The sequence below is a fragment of the Rhodococcus sp. NPDC019647 genome (assembly GCF_044389235.1).
In the GTDB taxonomy this organism is placed as follows: Bacteria; Actinomycetota; Actinomycetes; order Mycobacteriales; family Mycobacteriaceae; genus Rhodococcus_F; species Rhodococcus_F oxybenzonivorans.
In genome coordinates this window covers 148613-166136 of sequence record NZ_JBIRXS010000014.1, presented here as the reverse complement: position 1 = coordinate 166136, position 17524 = coordinate 148613, and the positions used below count along the sequence as shown (strand labels likewise).

Here is a 17524-nt window from a genome sequence, read left to right as displayed (position 1 = left end):
TTCTTACCGGATCGATCGTGGCTCTCTCCCTTACACGGATGCTGCCGGAGGAATCCATGCTCTCATGGGGATGGCGTATCCCCTTACTGCTCTCCCTACCGCTTGGTCTTGTCGGCCTGTACATCCGATTCAAACTTGAGGAGACCCCGCACTTTGCTGCGCTGAGCTCGCAAGAAAAGGCGGTAAACAAACCTCTGGCAACTACTGTCAAACGTGACTACAAGACGGTCATACTCACAATTGGACTCGCGGCCACGAACGCAAGCTTGCTGGCTGTCTACTTCATCTATATGCCATCAGCTTTGAAGCAATTCGGGAATTTCGAGGCCGCCGATGCCCAACTCATCACGTTCTCTGGACTGGCCGCCTACTGCCTGGCAATCGTTCCCTTCGCAAAGCTGACCGACAAGGTAGGTCGCCGCCCACAGTTGATCGCCTCGACGATCGCGCTTGTCCTCGTAATCTATCCATCCTTCCTGTTGGTATCACATGGCAGTATTGCTCTTGCTGTCTTGGGTATGGTCATCGTCACGCCGCTTATGGCAGCCAATGTAACGGCGGTGCTCCCGCTCCTTACCGAGCTATTCACTACCGCCAACCGGTACACCGGATTGTCGTTGGGCTGGCAGATCGCGACCACGCTGTTCTCGGGCCCCACTCCGGTCGTGCTGGCCGCGCTGGCCGGGGCCGCTGGCGCAACGATGCCGGCGTTCTATGCGATGGCCATCGTCGCACTGTCAGCATGTGCCGCATTTGCCGTTCGGGAAACCTTCGATACACCACTGCAGTAGGTGGTGAACCTGCTGAGAGCAGACTGAATTGTCGGGGGTCTCTACAGAACGACTGGACATCAGACGAATCGCCCGTGCAACTCAACGGCCGTCTGCAGAGCGTCAAGCATCCAGCTGCTCCTCCGCCGACCGCACACACCCACCCGCCGACGCCGGTCAAGAAGGTGCGAAGCTCTCAGGCCGCGGCGAATTGACGAGGCTCAGCGAAATTCCCCACTTCTGCTCGGCGAAATTCCCCACCTGTGAGCGGTGTTTACTGTAGCGGTTGCCGGGTTGCGGTGGTGGCTTTGCGGAGGTTTTCGGCGCGGGCGTGGTGGTCGCGGAGACGGTAGGAGTCGCCGTCGAGGTTGAGCACGACGGACCGGTGCAGCAGCCGGTCGAGCATGGCCGCGGCGACGGTGGTGTCGCCGAGGACCTCACCCCATTCACCCACGCTGCGGTTCGTGTTTACGATGATCGAAGTTTTCAGATATCGTTGCGCCACAACCTGAAACAACGCAGACGCCGCCTCGCCGGGCAACGGGAGATAGCCCAGTTCATCGACCTATACCGATGTTCACATAGATCGCTTTATGCCGCCCCCGTAACTATGCCGACATCGTCCTGTGGCGAACACGGGATGCACTGCAGCCTGGTGGTTCGTTGGAGATCACCTGCTGATCATGTCGGCATAAGCCCCACCGTCTGATCGATGCTGATCTGGACGGAGCACGGTGCTCCGGGATGGAGACACAGCCATGTCAGGTACCCGCAGAAGGACCGGGCCTCTGAGCCCGTTCGTCGAGAACTATCGGGATCTACTTCGTGGATTGGGCTACCGCAGCGAGACCATCAGAGGAATGGTCAAAGTCCTCGGCCAACTCGACCGCTGGATGATCAGCAACGAGATGTCGGTATCGAATCTCGATGCGACACAGATGGACTGCTTCCTCGCGTATCGGCGCGCCGACGACTACCGGCAATCACCGCATCGGCGAGGACTGCGGCTCCTGCTCGACATGTTGATCGAGATGCACGTCGTCGCGCCGCTGCCGGACGACCCACTGACCAGCACCGAGGTACTGCTCGACGATTACCGGCGGTGGTTGATCGAGGATCGCGGCCTCGCCGAGGCGACCGTGCAACGGTACGAGCGATCAGCGCGAAAATTCCTACTGACCGGATCCGACGCCGGCAGCGTCGACCCAACGGCGTTGACCGGCAGCGACGTCAGCGGCTATCTCCTCGCTGAAGCGGGGCGATGCAGCGTCGGTGCCGTCAAAGGCCGCGTCGCGGAAATGCGAGCACTCCTGCGCTACCTCTTCGTCCATGGCATGACCCCGACCCTGCTCAGCGGCGCGATCCCACCGGTCGCCGGCTGGCGTGAGACCTCGATACCCCGCTACTTCGCCCGCGACGACGTTGACGCACTGCTTGACACGTGCGACCGCAGCACAGCTCTGGGAGCTCGAAATTTCGCGATGCTGATGTTGCTGAGCATGCTCGGTCTACGATGCATCGAGATAGCGCGACTCGAACTCGACGACATCGACTGGCGGTCCGGGCACCTACGAGTGCGTGGTAAAGCCCGCCGGCTCGACACCCTGCCCCTGCCCCACGAGGTCGGCGACGCGGTTGCCGGGTATCTCCGAGACGGCCGACCCCACACCACGGACCGTCACCTTTTCCAGACGTACCGCGCCCCCATCCGAGGTATCCCTCCGGACCTGCTCAGCGACGTCGTCCGCCGGGCATGTAAACGCGCGGGCCTCCCACCGGCAGGGGCTCACCGACTTCGGCATTCGGTGGCGACGACGTTGCTCTCCGAGGGTGTCGCACTGGCCGACATCAGCCAGGTTCTGCGCCACCATGACCTGGCCACGACCGCCATCTACGCCAAAGTCGACCTGGCGTCACTGCGCACCGTCGCTCAGCCCTGGCCGGGAGCCCTCTCATGACCACCACCGAGAACCCGACATCCTTGCGGATGCATCTGACTCAATATCTGCTGCTGCGCAACCGATTAGGGCACGAACTCGCGTACGCAGCGCGCCTCCTGCCGCGCTTTGTGACCTACCTCGAGGACCTCGGTCACTCCACGGTGACCATCGCCGATGCACTGGCGTGGTGTCAGCAACCACCATCACCGCCCGGGAGCTCGGTCTGGCCGCGGCGGATGGGCGCAGTCCGAGGCTTCGCTCGCTACCTCAGTGGCATCGACCCGGCTACCGAGGTGCCGCCCATCGGGTTGCTGCCCAGTCGCCGCCGGTGGCGTCCACCATTCATCTACAGCTCCGACGACATCGCGGCACTGCTCGGCGCAGCGGCCGCGCTGCCCTCCCCGCGGCGGGCAGCGACCTACTCCACCCTGTTCGGTTTGCTCGCCGCCACCGGCATGCGAGTCGGGGAAGCGTTGACCCTCGATAGCTCCGACATCGACTGGGACGACGGTGTTGTGCTGGTTCGGGAATCGAAGTTCGGTAAGTCCCGTAACGTCCCCCTCTCGGACAGCACTACCGAGGCGTTGGCGCGCTACGCATCCCTACGCGAGGGCTTCGATCGCACACCCGGGAACGAGAGCTACTTCGTCTCGCTCACCGGCCGCCGGGTGATCTACGAGTCGGTGTTCGAAGTATTTGCAGACCTACGGCGCAGCAGCGGAATCGGGCGCCAATCGACGGTGACGCCGAGGATCCACGACCTCCGCCACACGTTCGCAGTGACAGTGCTGTTGCAGTGGTACCGCGACGGCGGGGACGTCGCCGCTCGACTTCCGCGGCTCTCCACCTACCTCGGTCACCGCGACCCACGATCGACCTACTGGTATCTGTCCGCGGCACCGCAGTTGCTGGCGTTGGCGGCAGAACGGCTCGAACCAACCCTGCCGCAGGTGAACTCATGACCGCCATCGCGCCGACGGTGCAGTCGTTCTTCCTCGAGCGGTTGAGCACGCAGCGCCGCGCCAGCGAACACACCATCGCCGCCTATCGAGATGCGATGCGGCTGCTGCTGGCGTTCATGGAACAACGAACCCACCGAGCCCCGTCACGGTTGGACTGGACCGATCTCGACGCCGACGCGATCTGCGCGTTCCTCGATCACCTCGAAAAGGACCGCGCCAACTCCGCACGCACCCGAAACGCCAGACTGACCGCCATCCGCTCGCTGTTCTCCTATGCCGCCCTGCGGCATCCCGAGCATGCTGCGCTCATTGCACAGGTCCTGGCGATCCCACCGAAACGGTTCGACAAAGCCATCGTCTGCTTCCTCGACGAACCCGAGGCCGCTGCGATGCTTGCCGCTGCTGACCGCAGCACCTGGGCCGGGCGGCGTGATCATGCGCTGATGACGTTGGCGATGCAGACCGGTCTGCGGGTCTCGGAACTGCTCGGACTCAACTGCGGCGACGTCGTCACCGGAACGAGCGGACACGTCCGGTGCGTAGGCAAGGGCCGCAAAGAACGGTCGGTGCCGATGACGGAATCGGTGCGCTCAGTCATGAACGTGTGGCTGATCGAGCGAGCCGGACAACGCGACGATGCGGCGTTCTGCACTCGGACCGGCCGACGGTTGAGCGTCGATGCCGTCCAACGCAGAGTCAACATCTACGCCGCACAAGCTCGGCAGTCCTGTCCGTCGCTGGTCGGAAAACACCTCAGCCCCCATGTCTTCCGGCATACCTGCGCCATGACACTTCTGCACGCAGGCGTCGATACGACCGTCATTGCCCTCTGGCTCGGGCATGCAGACGTTCGATCCACCACCGCCTACCTGCACGCCGACCTCGCGATCAAAGAGCGTGCCCTCGCGCACCTCGCGTCGTCGACATCGCCACCCGGACGCTACCGGCCACCGGATCAGCTGCTCGCGTTCCTGGAGGCACTGTGAATATGCTGAGCACATTCAGACTCGAAGTACTGCAAGTCATTGCAAGACAGGGCAGCCCACCCGGAACGCCGCCCGGCATCGGCATAGTTACGGGGGCGGCATAAATCAATTATCAGGAGGGTGGGGCCAGCGAAGAACCGCATCGTCGTCGCCCACCGGCCCTCGATCGCTGCCCGGTGACAGCGGGCGGCGAGGTCGGCGGCGGTGGTGAAGTAGGTGCGGTACCCGGCGTGCACCGCGGCCCGCGCCAACCCCACCGACAGGTGTGTCTTGCCCACCCCCGGCGGGCCGACCAGCAGGATATTCGTGGCGGTCTCGAGGTAGCGGCAGGTGCCGAGCTCGGCGATCAACTTCCGGTCCAGGCTCGGGGCGGCGTCGTGGTCGAAGTCCTCGAGCGACGCCGGGGTCGGCAGGCACGCGAACCGCAAACGCCCGGCCAAACGGCGGGCCTCGGTCGCATCGACTTCGATGGCGAGGAGCTCTTCGAGGGCGGCGGTCATCGACAGGTTGGTCTTCTGGGCGCGGTCGAGGACCGCCGGCAGCGCTTCGGCGGCGTCGTGCAGTTTGAGCACCGCCAGATGACCGCGCAGGCGTTGGTAGAGGCTGGCCGCCGCGGCGGTGTTCGGCGCCGGAGGAGTATCGGCGGCAGGGGTGGTGTTCATGTCAGGGTGTTCCTTCCGCGGGCGGCCCGCTCGTAGGTGGACAGGTCGATAACGGTCGGTGGCGTTGGCATCTGGGATGTTTCGGCTGCACCGGAGGTCGTCATGTTCGACTCGCTGGTGCCCCGACGCAGTGCTTCCGCGGCCGCGATCGCGGCGGGCCCGGGTGGGATCCGTTCCTTGCGGCGGTGCGGGCGACCGGCTGAGCCGGCGGCCGCCATGGCCGCCTGCTCGAGCGCGTAGACATGGCCGTGGTCGCGGACCGTGACGCCGGCGCCGTCCGGGGCGAGGCGGTGGCGGGCGATGGTGATCTGCGCGGTGGTGACGATGTCGATCACCTCGGCCCCGAGCACCCGGGTGACGGTGACCTGCGCCGACGCGAGCTCCGGGGGCACCGAGTACCGGTTGCCGCGGTACGACACCAGCGCCTGCCGGGATGCGGTCCGGGGTTCGGTGAGGATCGCCGGATACGGCGTGGCCGGCAGCGCCGTGAGCGGTTCGGTGGCGGCGACGGTCGCCACCGAGGCCTTGCCGTCGGCAGTGGCCCGCATCCGGGTATCGCCGCGCAGCCGGCAGAACTCGTCCAGGCGCTGCTGCGCCTGTTCGACCGTGACGTCGTCGGGCAGGGTGCGCCACCACCGCTGGGCGGCAGTGTGATTGGCCTTCTCCACCACCCCCTTGCGGTTCCCTGCCTTGGGTGGGCAAATAGCCACCGCGACCCCGTAGTGCTTCGCGGCGCCGGCGAAGCTCGCCGTCACCCGGCCCGACTCGGGGTGGCACACGGTCGCCATCCGATCGAACCGCCACACCTTCGTCACACCGCCGAGCCGTCGGCTGACGCGGTCGAGGCCGTCGACGAGGTGCGGCTGGGTCATCGCCGGCGCCAGGATCCCGCGCCAGCGCCCCGAATGCGCCAGGGAGCCGACCAGCAGGTGCGCCATCCCGCCCCAGCCCCAGGAGGCGGGTGGATTCGGCAGGTCGACCCAGTCCCACTGAGTTTCCTCGCCGGCAGGATGGGCGATGATCGCGTTCGCCCGGTCGGTGGCGGTCGCGCAGGCCTCGCACACCGGGCGCAGTCCGCGGTCACGGATCTGCCGGGTCAGCGTCGGATACGACAGCCGATATCCGAGCTCTTCGAGCTCGTCGCACAGGGTGCGAGCCCACAGATGCGGGTCCTCGGACAACCGGCAGGTGACGTAGTCGACGAACGGTTCGAACGGGTCCGGTTCGCGGCGTTTACGCACTCCAGGGGTGCGTTCGTCGTTCAGGTAGGCCCGGACGGTCTTGCGGTCCCTGCCGGTGTGGCGGGCGATCGCCGAGATCGACCAACCTCGTTTACGTAGGGCATGTACTTCCACATCGTCCTCCCATGTCAGCATGTGAACGCGGGTCTCCTTCGACTGGCTGATGTGTGGTCAGAGACCATCAGCATCGAGGGAGACCCGCCCTCGTTGGCGGAGCCACACGGGTGGGGAATTTCAGTGAGCGTTACTGGGGAATTTCAGGGATCTGGCGCACTTTTCGTGATTCTGTTGTCGGCCTTAGCTATACGGTGTGGATGACGCGCTTGCGGAGCAGGTCCAGGTTTGCGCGTCCATACATCTGGCGTTTGAGCATCTTGATGCGGTTGATGTGTCCTTCAACAGGGCCGGAGCTGTAGGGCAACGTCAGCCCTGCGGTGACGGCATCGAGATCGCGACGCAAACCTGCGACGAAGGACCGCAATGCCCGATCTCCGTTGGTGTCAACGGCCGTCATCCAGGCGCCGAGGTCGCGCCCGCGCCGCTCGATCATGATCTCGGCGAAGCCTTGGACGAGGTCTCGGGTGGCGGCCAGGGCGGGACTGCGTTCCAGCAGCGACTCGAGCTCAGTGCGTTCGTCGTCGCTGAGCCGATCCGGGTGGCGGGTCAGCCAGCCGGTGGCCTGCCGGACCGACGGCGAAGCGGGTCCTGACGGAAGCGGATTCAGAGTGCTCCGCAACGGCTGCAGGTAACGTCGGACAGTCTTGTCGCTGCCGCGGTATCCCAACAGGGCGATCTCACGAGTAAGTCGGGCGGCATCGGTGCACCCGGCGTTGAAGCGTTCGTGGAGGTGGGGCTTGAATTCGTCGAGCAGGCTAGCGCGGGATTCCGTCTTGGTCAGCAGCTCCTCGACCTCGGTGGCGCGGGCGAACCGCCGTACCGTCCTGCGGTCGAGTGAGAGCTTCCGCCCGATTGCGGAAATCGACATGCCCTGGGATGCCAGTTGCTGGACTGCGGCGTGCCGTTCGCGGGTTCGGGTGACGAGCCGACCGTCGATCGGCTCGACTTCGGCGTGGACGATCTCGTCGATGCCATCCGGGACGACGCTGACTTGATCGGCGTCCTCATCGGGCAGACGCAGGTCGGCGCGGTGACGGGTGACGGTCTTCTCCACCGCCTCGGCCAGGTTGTGCCACAGGTGCCAGCGGTCGGCCACCTGGACGGCGTCGGGAGCACCGATCCGGACGCCTTCGGCATAGGCGCCGGCGCGGTCACGGCACACCACCTCGGTGCCGGGATGCTTCTTCAGCCAGTCGGCAACGGTGTCCGCCGTGCGGTCGGCGAGCAGATCGATCGGCTTGCTCGTGACCATGTCCAGCATGAGGGTGCCGTACACGTGACCGCGGCGGATCGCGAAGTCATCGATGCCCAGGACGCTGACCTCGCCGACCTTCGGATCGCTCAGGGCCCGGACCGCCCGCAACAGGGTGTCCCTGCCGACAGCGACCCCGAGGCGAGCGGCCAGCCGGGCCCCTGCCCGCCCGGCCACGGCCAATCCGATCGCTGTGACCATCGCGCCGAGCACGGGCGTGCGTCGCGACCGTGATGTGGTCAGACCCGGCACCTGCTCGGCGAAAGTCTTTGCCGTGCAATCAATGGTGTCACAGAAGAATCGACGCACCCGAAGGTCGATCATGACCGGATGCCCACCGATCGCAGTGTCGGCCAGCTGCCGGCGGTACCGAGAATGCACGCGAGCGGACTCACCATCACAGCGCGGACACCGTCCCCCGTCGCCCTTCGGCTCTGCGGCGATACGGATCGTCGAACCTACCCGACGAACCCCCGCGACAGCGACACCAACCAGGTGAGGCAGCAACGCCCGCACGCCCTCGAAATCACACGCCGACGATCCTCACCCGCCGCAGGTCAGCGCACCGTGGCGACACGCCGAATACCTTCACGAAAAGTGCGCCAGATCCAATTTCAGCGAGCGCCGTCAGAATAGCCGCGGCCTGAGAGTCTGGCCTTCCCAACGGTGCCTGGGTGCGCAAGTCCCCGCAGATGAACGAGGTACTGCCGCTGTATCTGCACGGGCTCTCCACCAGTGACTTCGGGCCGGCACGCGAGCAGTTCCTCGGATCGGGCGCCGGGCTCTCGGCGGCCTCGATCACCCGGTTGAGGGACCCTCACCAGCAGTCGGGTAGCGGGGACGCATTGCTGCGTCCCCGCCCCCTCAGATCCGTGCGAGCGACTTTCACCGCACACGGCTCAAGCAAGCCGCAAGGGCGTCACGGATTGCTGGTTCCTCCTGCGAGCCTGAAGGCTGCGTCGGCAGGAGGCGTGCACAAGGCGTGTCGAGTTCCCCTTCGCCGCGTCATCTCGCCCGTGGTGGGTGAGGTAGTCGGCAGCGATTGCCTGCCTGACCACGCCGAGCCACCAGCGTTCCCATTCATCAGGGGAATCTGGCGGTTGATCGGGCGTGAGCAGGTGGTCTCCGCAGAGTGGACAGCGGCCGTTCTGCCTAGCGAGCAGGCCGGCGTTGTAGCTGTCGAGCGGTGGTTTGACCTTGCGCCGCCGCCTGATCCAATAGTCACGGAGGTCGGAGTCGTCTGGAGACGCCCTTCCCGCGACCGTGGTGTGACGGACGATGGGAGTCCAGGCGAACTTGACCAGGTGGGTGATGACCTCACCGTGGTCGCCACGCGGGTGGTCGGGATCGCCGAACACCCATTGGTCGTTCCTGAACTTGTGGAACCGGCCGAAGTAGCGATCTGCAATCCACCACTTCGGCTTGCCGGGGTGGCGGCGGCGGGCCCACCGCCATGTGAGCCGCCACATGTGGTAGTCCAGCGAGGCGAAAGTCTTGCTGGACACCACGCCCCGGTAGTAGGCGGTCCAGCCCCGGATGATGGGGTTGAGCCTGGCGATGACCGCCAACGCGTTCGAGCCACGCATACGGCGCATCTCGTTGGCGAGCCTACGATGGATTCGCTTGACCGCATCCGAATTCGGCTTGATGAGTAGTTTGGCGGGCCGGGTTCCGCGCCGGTATCGGCGGATGTTGTACCCGAGGAAGTCGAAGCCCTCTTCTTCGAGGTGCACGATGTGGGTCTTGTCCTCGTTGAAGGCCAGTCCCCTCGGAGCCAGCCAGCCCGCCAACCGGTCCTTGACCAGTTCGGCTTGCTGCCGGGAATGACAGCAAGCCACCAGGTCATCGGCGTACCTCACCAGAACGGGAGTCCCCGGCACCGAACGCGCATCGAGCGTGTCGGCGGCCTTGAGGTAGCGGACTCCTGCAGCCTCCTCCAGGCCGTGCAGCGCCACGTTCAACAGGAGTGGACTGATCACCCCGCCCTGTGGAGTGCCCTCCTCGGACGACGCGAACCGTCCGTTCTCAATCACCCCGGCCGTCAACCACTTTCCGATCAATTCCCGTGCTGGGAACGAGCCGAGTGTGTCGAGAAGCCGGGGGTGGTCGATTCTGTCGAACGCGGCCGACAGGTCGGCGTCCAGAATCCACACCCGTTTGGCTCGTGACCCATTGAGCGTAGAATACAGGGCGCCGATCGCATCGGCGCAGCTTCGTCCCGGCCGGAACCCGTACGAGCGGGCCTCGAACCGGGCTTCCCACTCGGGTTCCAGGGCGGTGCGGACCCGAGCCTGATGGCATCGGTCCATTACCACGGGAATGCCGAGCGGACGCCGCTTGCCGCCTGCCTTCGGAATGTACACGCGCCGAACTGGCACCGGCTCCCACGACGACCGCGACTCATGCACCCGCACCGCCATGTTCGCCCGCGCCTCCGGTGACAGGGCAGTCTCCCCGTCGATCCCGGCCGTTCGACGTCCAGCATTGCGTTGGGTCACCTGCCGAACACTGACCAACGTGTTCGACCAGGAACCCAACATCAATTTCTGCAGCGACCGGACCGCAGCCCAGTCCTGCTCCCGCGTCGCCTTGAAGATCCTGCGCCGCAACCTCACTACGTTCTGCTCATGGGCGCGCCAGTCAATGGCATCCCAGTCCAGCACGACGTCCCGGGGTCCGTTCACCTCATCGGTGTCCAACTTGCCCCTCAGGTTCATGAGGCCACAGCCTCGGTGTTCAAAGGCTCACCTGCCCACGTCAGCACCCTCACGGGCCCGACCGTTTCCGGTCGGTATCCGGCCAGTTATGCCACGGCGGTCGACGGAGGCGTCGACCACGCTGCCGCGGGTTTCCTGTCGCCTTTCGGCTACCGGCATTGGCTTCTTGGGCATCCTGTCCCGCCGAGGGATTCAGCTCTCCTTGCGGTCGGCTTACCACACGAGCGCCGACGTATGTCGGCGCTCCTGTGGACCACGGCGAGGTTTCCACGTTCCGCACACTCGATATCCGACCGGATTGGGTGCCCTCTTTACCCCGAGACCACGCGGTGCTCACACGATCGGTCATGCCCGCCCGATCGTCGCGCGCCCCCTCTGCCAGGGGCCAGGTCCTGTCACCCCGGTCACCATCCCATCGCCGGAGCTGAGAATGACGAGGCGTCGTCAAGGGTTCACTTGCGTTCACCCGCCCGGTCTTCTCCCTGACCTGGTGATCCCTGGATGGAACAAGGATCCCTTTGGGTACGATCCTCGGGCTTCGCACCCCACCGGCCAGGAGCCGGTGACGCACGCCGAGGCGGGAGACGAGCAGTTGAGCACTCGCCCGGAGCTACATGAGCGACACAGCGGAACCTGTCAACCTTTCTGAGACAGCGCTTCGGCAGGTTTAGTGTGTCGGGTTCTCCTCCTCGGTGCGTGGTTTGTTGATCCAGCTGGTGGTGGGCAGTGCCGGTGGTTCCGGTGGGTTGCGGACGAATCGTTCGGGGTGCGCGGCGTACGCGGTATCGAGGACGATGCCACGCCGGCGGCGCACCTCCGTGGCTCGGCCGTAGTGCACGTCGGCGGCGGTGTGTAGGCCGATCCCGGAATGGCGATGCTCGAAGTTGTACCAATCGAAGAATTCCTTGCCGTGCATCCGTGCGGCCTCGATGCTGTCGAACTGCCCAGGAAAGTCCGGCCGGTACTTCATCGTGCGAAACTGCGACTCCGAAAACGGGTTGTCATTGGACACGTGCGGGCGTGAATGGGACTTGGTGACCCCGAGGTCGGCGAGCAGCAACGCGACCGGCTTGGACGTCATCGACGACCCTCGATCGGCATGCAGGGTCAGCTGGTTACGGCCGATGTTCTGCTCCCGGATGGTTTCGGCGATCAGGCGTTCGGCCAGCGTCTTCGACTCGCGGGGGGCGATCATCCACCCCACCACGTATCGGGAGTAGATGTCCAAGATCACATACAGGTAGTAGTACGTCCACTTCGCCGGCCCGTGCAACTTGGTGATGTCCCACGACCACACCGAATTCGGTTGATGAGCAACCAGTTCCGGTTTCACCTTCGGCGGGTGTGTGGCCTGCCGGCGACGGTCCCCGGTCTGGTTCTTCTCCCGCAGGATCCGGTACATCGTCGACTCGCTACACAGATACATGCCCTCGTCGAGGAGGGTGGCATACACCTGCGCGGGAGCCATGTCGGCGAACCGCTGCGAGTTCAGTACTTCGAGGACCCGCACGCGTTCCGCGTTCGACAATGCCCGCGGCTGCGCACTCTCCCGCCCGGAAGCGTTCGCCGGCCCGACTTCGGGGATTTTCGGTGAGGTGCCCTGTATGCCAGCGTGTTTCGGGTGTGCACGATAGTAGCTGGCGTGTGCACGACCCGTCGAAGTGCACGCGTGGCGCACCCCGATCAGCGGCGTCAACTCGGCGATCGCGTGATCGATCATCGTCAACGCCTGCTCCCGCGATTCTCCACGCTGCTCGATGAGAGCTTCTCCAAGAGCGCGGACAGTTCCCCCTGGATGCGGATCACGTCCCGGGCCTGCTCGAGCTCCGCGGTCAGCCGCGCGTTTTCCGCAGCCAATCCGCTCTCGGTGGGCCCGGCTGCGGGCTTGGGTCCGCGCGGCACCGACAAGCCGGCGAGGGCACCCCTGTCGCGTTGACGCCGCCATTCGGTGAGCAACGACGAGTACAGGTTCTCCCGCCGCAGGATCGCCCCCCGCTCACCGTGGTCGGCTCGCTCGTATTCCTCGACGACGGCGAGCTTGTACTTCGCGGTGAACGTTCGCCGCACCGCCTTCTCGGCCACTTGGGGGTCGGGCACCTCACCGGGTCGCACACCGACCGGATCCATCCGGTCCGCGGTCTCTTCGCTACTCAATGCTTCCTACTCCGAACTCGCCCTCAAAACCTCACTGATTACAGACACAGATTGTGTCTCAGTGAAGGTTGACAGAGAGGGCAGCCGACCTCCTATCCATGCAACTCAATCGATGTGTGCGACTTCGTGTCGCACGGCATAGTTTGTCCTGCTCAAGCCTCACCTTGAGGTGGATGCCGTCGACCCACAGATAGACGAACTGCCCGAGAGGTCCCGACCCTGGAAGGCCTTGGCCTCGTCCTGCCCCTGCAGTGCTTGGGGGAATGATCGGGGTCCGCGCGGACGGCCGGAAGGAGCTCGTCGCCCTCACCGACGGGTACCGCGAGTCGACCGAGTCGTGGGCGGACCTGCTGCGTAGGTTGCCGACGCCCCGGCATGGCCGCTCCCGTCCTCTCGGTCGGTGACGACGCGCTGGGGTTCTGGAGGGCGCTGCGCGAGGTGCTCCCCGAAACCCGCGAGCAGCAGCGCTGTTGGTTCCACAAGCAGGTCAATGTGCTTGCTGCGCTACCGAAGGTGGCGCACCCAGGTGCACTTGCGGCGATGAAGGAAATCTACAACGCCGAGAACATCGACAAGGCGCAAGTGGCGATCAAAGCCTTCGAACTCGACTACCGCGCGAAGTATCCGAAGGAGGTCGCGAAGATCACCGACGACATGGACGTGCTGCTCGAGTCCTACAAGTATCCGGCCGAGCACTGGGTGCATCTACGCACGACAAATCCCATCGAGTCTACTTTCGCGACGTGCGGCTCCGGACGAAGGTCACTAAGGGACCCGGATCCCGTGCGGCGGGACTTGCCATGGCCTACAAGCTGATCGACGCCGCCTAGGCGCGCTGGCGTGCGGTCAACGCACCACATCTGGTCGCGCTCGTGCGCGCCGGCGCGGAGTTTCACAAGGGCAGACTGCTCGAACGACCCACCGACACCACCCCGGCCACATATCTCGGAAGGAGCGCCCCTCGCCCTCTATCCAGTTCACGCAGGGCAAGACATTGTCACCAGCACTTCAAACGAATTGTGATGGTCATATTGATCACATCATGGAGTTGGCATCACGTCATTGCCCTCATCAAACTGGGTAGCTGACGCAATCGCCATTGCCGCAAGGTAGCAGTCGGGTCGCGGGGGACGCATCCGGGATCCCACACCCGAACTGTGCCTTCGCTTCAACGCACACCGATCGAGCAAGCCACCTGAGCGGCCCGAAGTTGACCCCCTGCTCAACCAGCACCCAACGAGAGAAGTATGTGGAAAGCAGATCCCCGAAGGATGTCACTCTCAGGAGCCCACCTGCTCGCACGCGTTTCCTCGTTGGGGCGACACGTATCGACCACGAGAGTTATCAACGCGCGCCGAAAACGGGCTTTGCTAACTGGGGAGATGGCTATACGTCGAGGACGATGCGAGGGGTCTTCGACCTGGAGCAGCAGGGCGTGATGACCTCTCCGGATGCGCGTTGCTCCTCGGTGAGCACAGCATCTCGATGCTCAGGAATGCCCTCGAGCACTTTGGTCTCGCAGGTTCCGCAGACTCCTTCACCGCAGGAGACGGGAATGTCGATGCCGTAACCGGCGAGCACGTCGACGATGGTTTGGCCGGCGGGTATCTGTGCGGTTACTCCGGACTGTGTTGCGACGACCTCGAACGTCGCATCACGGAGAGGATCTGTCCCCGGGTTGACGGGTGCTTGGAATCGTTCCACGTGCAGTGATCCGGGGGGCCATGAGCGCGAGAGGCGTTCGACGGCTTTGATCAAAGGTTCCGGACCACAGCAATAGATGGCCGTCCCGAATTGCGGTGTACCGAGAACGGTGTCGAGGTCGATCAGGCCCCGCTCCTCTTCGGGCCAGATCTCTACCTTGTCACCGAAGCGGTCGAGTTCGGAGAGGAACGCCATGGATTCGCGGCGCCGGCCGCCGTAGACAAGAGTCCACGGTGTTTCCGGACGGGCCGCGTGGAGCTCTTCGATCATCGGCAGCAGGGGGGTGATGCCGATTCCACCTGCGATGAAAACGTACTTGCGCGCGGATTTCAGCGGGAACTTGTTGCGCGGGCCCCGTACCCGGAGGTGGTCGCCGGCTCGGATGCGATCGTGAACCCATTCGGAGCCGCCCCGGCTCTCACTGGCGCGGAGCACCGCTACCCGCCAATGGGACCGGTCGTCTCGAGACCCGCACAGGGAGTACTGCCGCTCGAGTCCGTCGTCCAACACCAGATCGATATGCGCGCCGGGATCCCAACCGGGCAACGGCCGGCCGTCGGGCGTGACCAAGGACAAGGATCGAACTCCGTCGGACTCCTCGTGCACGGTCTCGACGAGGACGTCGAATCCGGTCATGTCATGAGGTTGGGTCATGCTGTCGGTCCTGATACTTCCGCTAGTGGTCATCATCGGTTCCTGCCGCTTGTGCTTCGCGCTCAACCATGCGCAAGTACAGTTCTAATATTCTTCGGTCGAGTTGTTCGCGCAGAACTCCGTCCAGCGACTGGTCTGAACGCCAGCGCTGGTCGAAGTCTTCGAGGAGGCCCTGAAGGGCTTCGTTGACGGCCATTTCCATGGCCAGTCTGTGGTCGTGCACTCGGTACTGCTGTGTATTTGTACCGTTGCCGCCGGTTGCTTTTGCGAGGCGAGTAAAGAGGTCGCTGTAGTCCGCCCCGGCTGCGGCGGCGGCGACGTCGGCGAGGGCGATGCTCAAGGTTGCTGCAATGTCGTCGTTGTCGGCCGCCAAATTGGCCGGCATCCGATCCCAGGAGCGTTCGAGTCTGCCGAGGATGTGCAGTGCCGCCCGAAGTTGGCGGGCGGCGCCCCCGTCGGACACCTTCGGGAGGACGTCCTCGGTCAGGCCGCGACGTACCCCGCCGAGCAGTTCTGTGGTCGTGGGTTTCAGCACCAGGCCCATCCTTTCCCGTCGTCGGCGATCCAATTCAAGCTGCGTTTCAGTGAGGCGGTGACGGTTGCGGCGCGGTCCGCCAAGCGGAGGTTCCCGCTGACACCATCGGCGAACGAACGTGACGCCTTTAGGGAGATGGTTGCGAACTTCACTTCGGAGAAGACCCGGTAGAACCGCAACGCGTGTTCGGTCACCTTCGGTCCGCCGAACTCCTCGTACGAACGGACGAATTCCTCGAGGCCGACAAATCCTTCAGGACTCCACAGCGCACGGTAGGCCCAGGCGAGATCTTCGACCGGGTCACCGAGATGCGCCATCTCCCAGTCCAACAACGCGATCACGATGTTGTCTTGGTACAGAAAGTTCCCCGGGCGGAAATCCCCGTGTACCACGCTGATTTGGGTCGGCTCCGGCAGGTTTTCCCTCAGCCACCCGAATACGTAACCCAGTGCTGGATGAGGCTCCATGCGGCTGGTCCGGAACTGGGCTTCCCAGGATTCGATCTGTGCGAGTGGACTGCGGTCGGTGGGTCCGGACGCGAGGATGTCACCGAGGCCGAGTCCTTCCCAGTCCGAGGAGTGCAGTTCCGCGGCGGCCCGGGCGAGGTCGAGGGTCAGCTTTCGGCCACCTTCCCGGTCCTCGGATCGCAGGAAGCCGAGCGGATCGGCGCGCCCAGGCATCCGCTCGAGCAGGATCGACGGCGCCCCGACCACGGAGCCGTCCGCGTCGAGCGCGAAGGCGCGTGGTGCGCGGGTCGCCGAGTGCCCGAGTGCGCTGAGAACACCGAACTCCCATTTTGGGTCGGCGTCGACCTGTGATCCGTTCGTGCGGCTGAGCATGATGACCGATTCGGAGCGGCTGGCACCGGATTGGTCGGTCCAACGGACCGTCGATGCCCATGCGCGTCGGGCATTGCCGCCGAAGACACGCTCGACGCCGTCGGCCCGCACGTCGCGAGCACCGGTGATCGAGACGCGCAGCAGCTCCTCGATCCGCTCGCCGATCTCCGAATCGTCCATGGTCAGCGCACCCCGGCCGCGACTCGCATGACCTCACCGGTGACGGCGTCGGACTGTGGTTCGAGGAAGAAGGCGATTCCCTCGCCCAGATCTTCCGGTGTAGCCAGGTCACCGAGAGCGGTGTAGGCGAGGTGGCGCTCGTGATAGCCCGGTTCGATCCACGACTTGACACGCTCGCTCAGGACCAGGCCCGGGGCGATGCAATTGGCGCGGACACCCTTGCGGCCCATCGACATGCTCAAGCTGCGAGTCAATCCGACGACGGCGGCCTTTGCCGAGTTGTAGGCGGCGTTGCCGAGCTCGGGGCGGTTGGCGAAGGCGGCCAGTGAGGCGACGTTGACGATCTTGCCGTAACCCTCGTCGTAGAAATGTCCTTCGATCGCCTTCGACAACAGGAAGGCACTGTTGACGTTGAGTGCGAAGGTTCCGGCAAAGTAGTCGAGTGAGATGTCCGACAACGGCAGGTCGTACACATCCTGGTTGATGTTGACCATGCCACCGGCGACGTTGGCGATGCCTTGCACGGAGCCGAACTCGGACAACGCGTAATTGACGGCGTCCTGGGTGCCGGACTCGGTGGTCACATCGACCTTGATCGTCTTCAGCTTCCCGGGCAGATCTTTGGTCTTGTCCTCCGTCTCCGCCAGTCGTCGCGAGCTCAGATCAACCCCGACGACGTTCGAACCCACGCGCAGCAGTCGTGCCACCGCGGCGCCACCGATGCCACCACCCGCTCCGGTCACGATATAGGTCCGATCCTGCAGAGCCCGATTGGATCGGGGCGGAGCGGTAAAAGGCTGAGTTGACATGT

At 64.6% G+C, this 17524-nt stretch carries 11 protein-coding genes and 5 pseudogenes; 6 read left to right on the top strand and 10 right to left on the bottom strand.

Annotated elements, in window-relative coordinates; genetic code table 11:
• Positions 1 to 791, top strand: a pseudogene (locus ACH49N_RS23655) (MFS transporter); the annotation flags it as partial.
• 253 nt (positions 792 to 1044) lie between these two features.
• Here the strand turns inward: ACH49N_RS23655 and ACH49N_RS23650 are convergent.
• Positions 1045 to 1335: pseudogene (locus tag ACH49N_RS23650) on the bottom strand (ATP-binding protein); the annotation flags it as partial.
• Positions 1336 to 1528: 193 nt separating this feature from the next.
• Here ACH49N_RS23650 and ACH49N_RS23645 point away from each other — a divergent pair.
• Genes ACH49N_RS23645 through ACH49N_RS23635 form a run of 3 tightly spaced genes read left to right on the top strand, consistent with a single transcriptional unit; the run spans position 1529 to position 4658 of the window.
• Entirely contained in the window at positions 1529 to 2728 is a 1200-nt protein-coding gene (locus ACH49N_RS23645) for a tyrosine-type recombinase/integrase (RefSeq protein ID WP_012687128.1), read from the top strand.
• Positions 2725 to 3672, top strand: coding sequence for a tyrosine-type recombinase/integrase (locus tag ACH49N_RS23640; protein ID WP_012687129.1), 948 nt, complete (start codon positions 2725 to 2727; stop codon positions 3670 to 3672). Before ACH49N_RS23645 ends, ACH49N_RS23640 begins: the two co-directional genes overlap by 4 nt.
• A complete protein-coding gene (locus ACH49N_RS23635) occupies positions 3669 to 4658 on the top strand; it encodes a tyrosine-type recombinase/integrase (protein ID WP_012687130.1) in 990 nt (329 codons plus the stop codon). Before ACH49N_RS23640 ends, ACH49N_RS23635 begins: the two co-directional genes overlap by 4 nt.
• On the opposite strand, the gene ACH49N_RS23630 is transcribed toward ACH49N_RS23635, so the two are convergent.
• The 3 genes from ACH49N_RS23630 to ACH49N_RS23620 all read right to left on the bottom strand — a co-directional run bounded on the left by ACH49N_RS23630 (position 4628) and on the right by ACH49N_RS23620 (position 8446).
• Positions 4628 to 5320 carry an ATP-binding protein gene (locus tag ACH49N_RS23630; RefSeq protein ID WP_012687131.1) on the bottom strand — a complete coding sequence of 231 codons (693 nt, stop codon included), beginning with the start codon at positions 5318 to 5320 and terminating at the stop codon, positions 4628 to 4630. The genes ACH49N_RS23635 and ACH49N_RS23630 overlap by 31 nt on opposite strands.
• Positions 5317 to 6696 (bottom strand): Mu transposase domain-containing protein, encoded by a 1380-nt coding sequence (locus tag ACH49N_RS23625; RefSeq protein WP_012687132.1) that lies wholly within the window; start codon positions 6694 to 6696, stop codon positions 5317 to 5319. Before ACH49N_RS23625 ends, ACH49N_RS23630 begins: the two co-directional genes overlap by 4 nt.
• Positions 6697 to 6862: 166 nt before the next feature.
• Complete coding sequence (locus ACH49N_RS23620; protein ID WP_012687133.1) at positions 6863 to 8446, bottom strand: ISL3 family transposase; 1584 nt, start codon at positions 8444 to 8446, stop codon at positions 6863 to 6865.
• Between the two features lie 152 nt (positions 8447 to 8598).
• Here ACH49N_RS23620 and ACH49N_RS23615 point away from each other — a divergent pair.
• Positions 8599 to 8754: pseudogene (locus ACH49N_RS23615) on the top strand (transposase); the annotation flags it as partial.
• A 75-nt stretch (positions 8755 to 8829) separates the two neighbouring features.
• Here ACH49N_RS23615 and ltrA read toward each other — a convergent pair.
• Positions 8830 to 10647: a group II intron reverse transcriptase/maturase gene (gene ltrA, locus ACH49N_RS23610; RefSeq protein WP_012687135.1), complete on the bottom strand. Its 1818-nt coding sequence runs from the start codon at positions 10645 to 10647 to the stop codon at positions 8830 to 8832.
• Positions 10648 to 11314: 667 nt separating this feature from the next.
• Positions 11315 to 12774: pseudogene (locus ACH49N_RS23605) on the bottom strand (IS3 family transposase).
• 290 nt (positions 12775 to 13064) lie between these two features.
• Here ACH49N_RS23605 and ACH49N_RS23600 point away from each other — a divergent pair.
• Positions 13065 to 13739: pseudogene (locus tag ACH49N_RS23600) on the top strand (IS256 family transposase); the annotation flags it as partial.
• Between the two features lie 448 nt (positions 13740 to 14187).
• Here the strand turns inward: ACH49N_RS23600 and ACH49N_RS23595 are convergent.
• Genes ACH49N_RS23595 through ACH49N_RS23580 form a run of 4 tightly spaced genes read right to left on the bottom strand, consistent with a single transcriptional unit; the run spans position 14188 to position 17522 of the window.
• Positions 14188 to 15159 (bottom strand): PDR/VanB family oxidoreductase, encoded by a 972-nt coding sequence (locus tag ACH49N_RS23595; RefSeq protein ID WP_043827445.1) that lies wholly within the window; start codon positions 15157 to 15159, stop codon positions 14188 to 14190.
• 22 nt (positions 15160 to 15181) lie between these two features.
• Positions 15182 to 15703, bottom strand: coding sequence for a hypothetical protein (locus ACH49N_RS23590; RefSeq protein WP_050785284.1), 522 nt, complete (start codon positions 15701 to 15703; stop codon positions 15182 to 15184).
• Complete coding sequence (locus ACH49N_RS23585; RefSeq protein WP_012687145.1) at positions 15688 to 16713, bottom strand: phosphotransferase family protein; 1026 nt, start codon at positions 16711 to 16713, stop codon at positions 15688 to 15690. The genes ACH49N_RS23590 and ACH49N_RS23585 overlap by 16 nt, the downstream gene beginning before the upstream one ends.
• A gap of 2 nt (positions 16714 to 16715) precedes the next feature.
• Complete coding sequence (locus ACH49N_RS23580) at positions 16716 to 17522, bottom strand: SDR family NAD(P)-dependent oxidoreductase (protein ID WP_012687146.1); 807 nt, start codon at positions 17520 to 17522, stop codon at positions 16716 to 16718.
• Positions 17523 to 17524 lie beyond the last annotated feature (2 nt).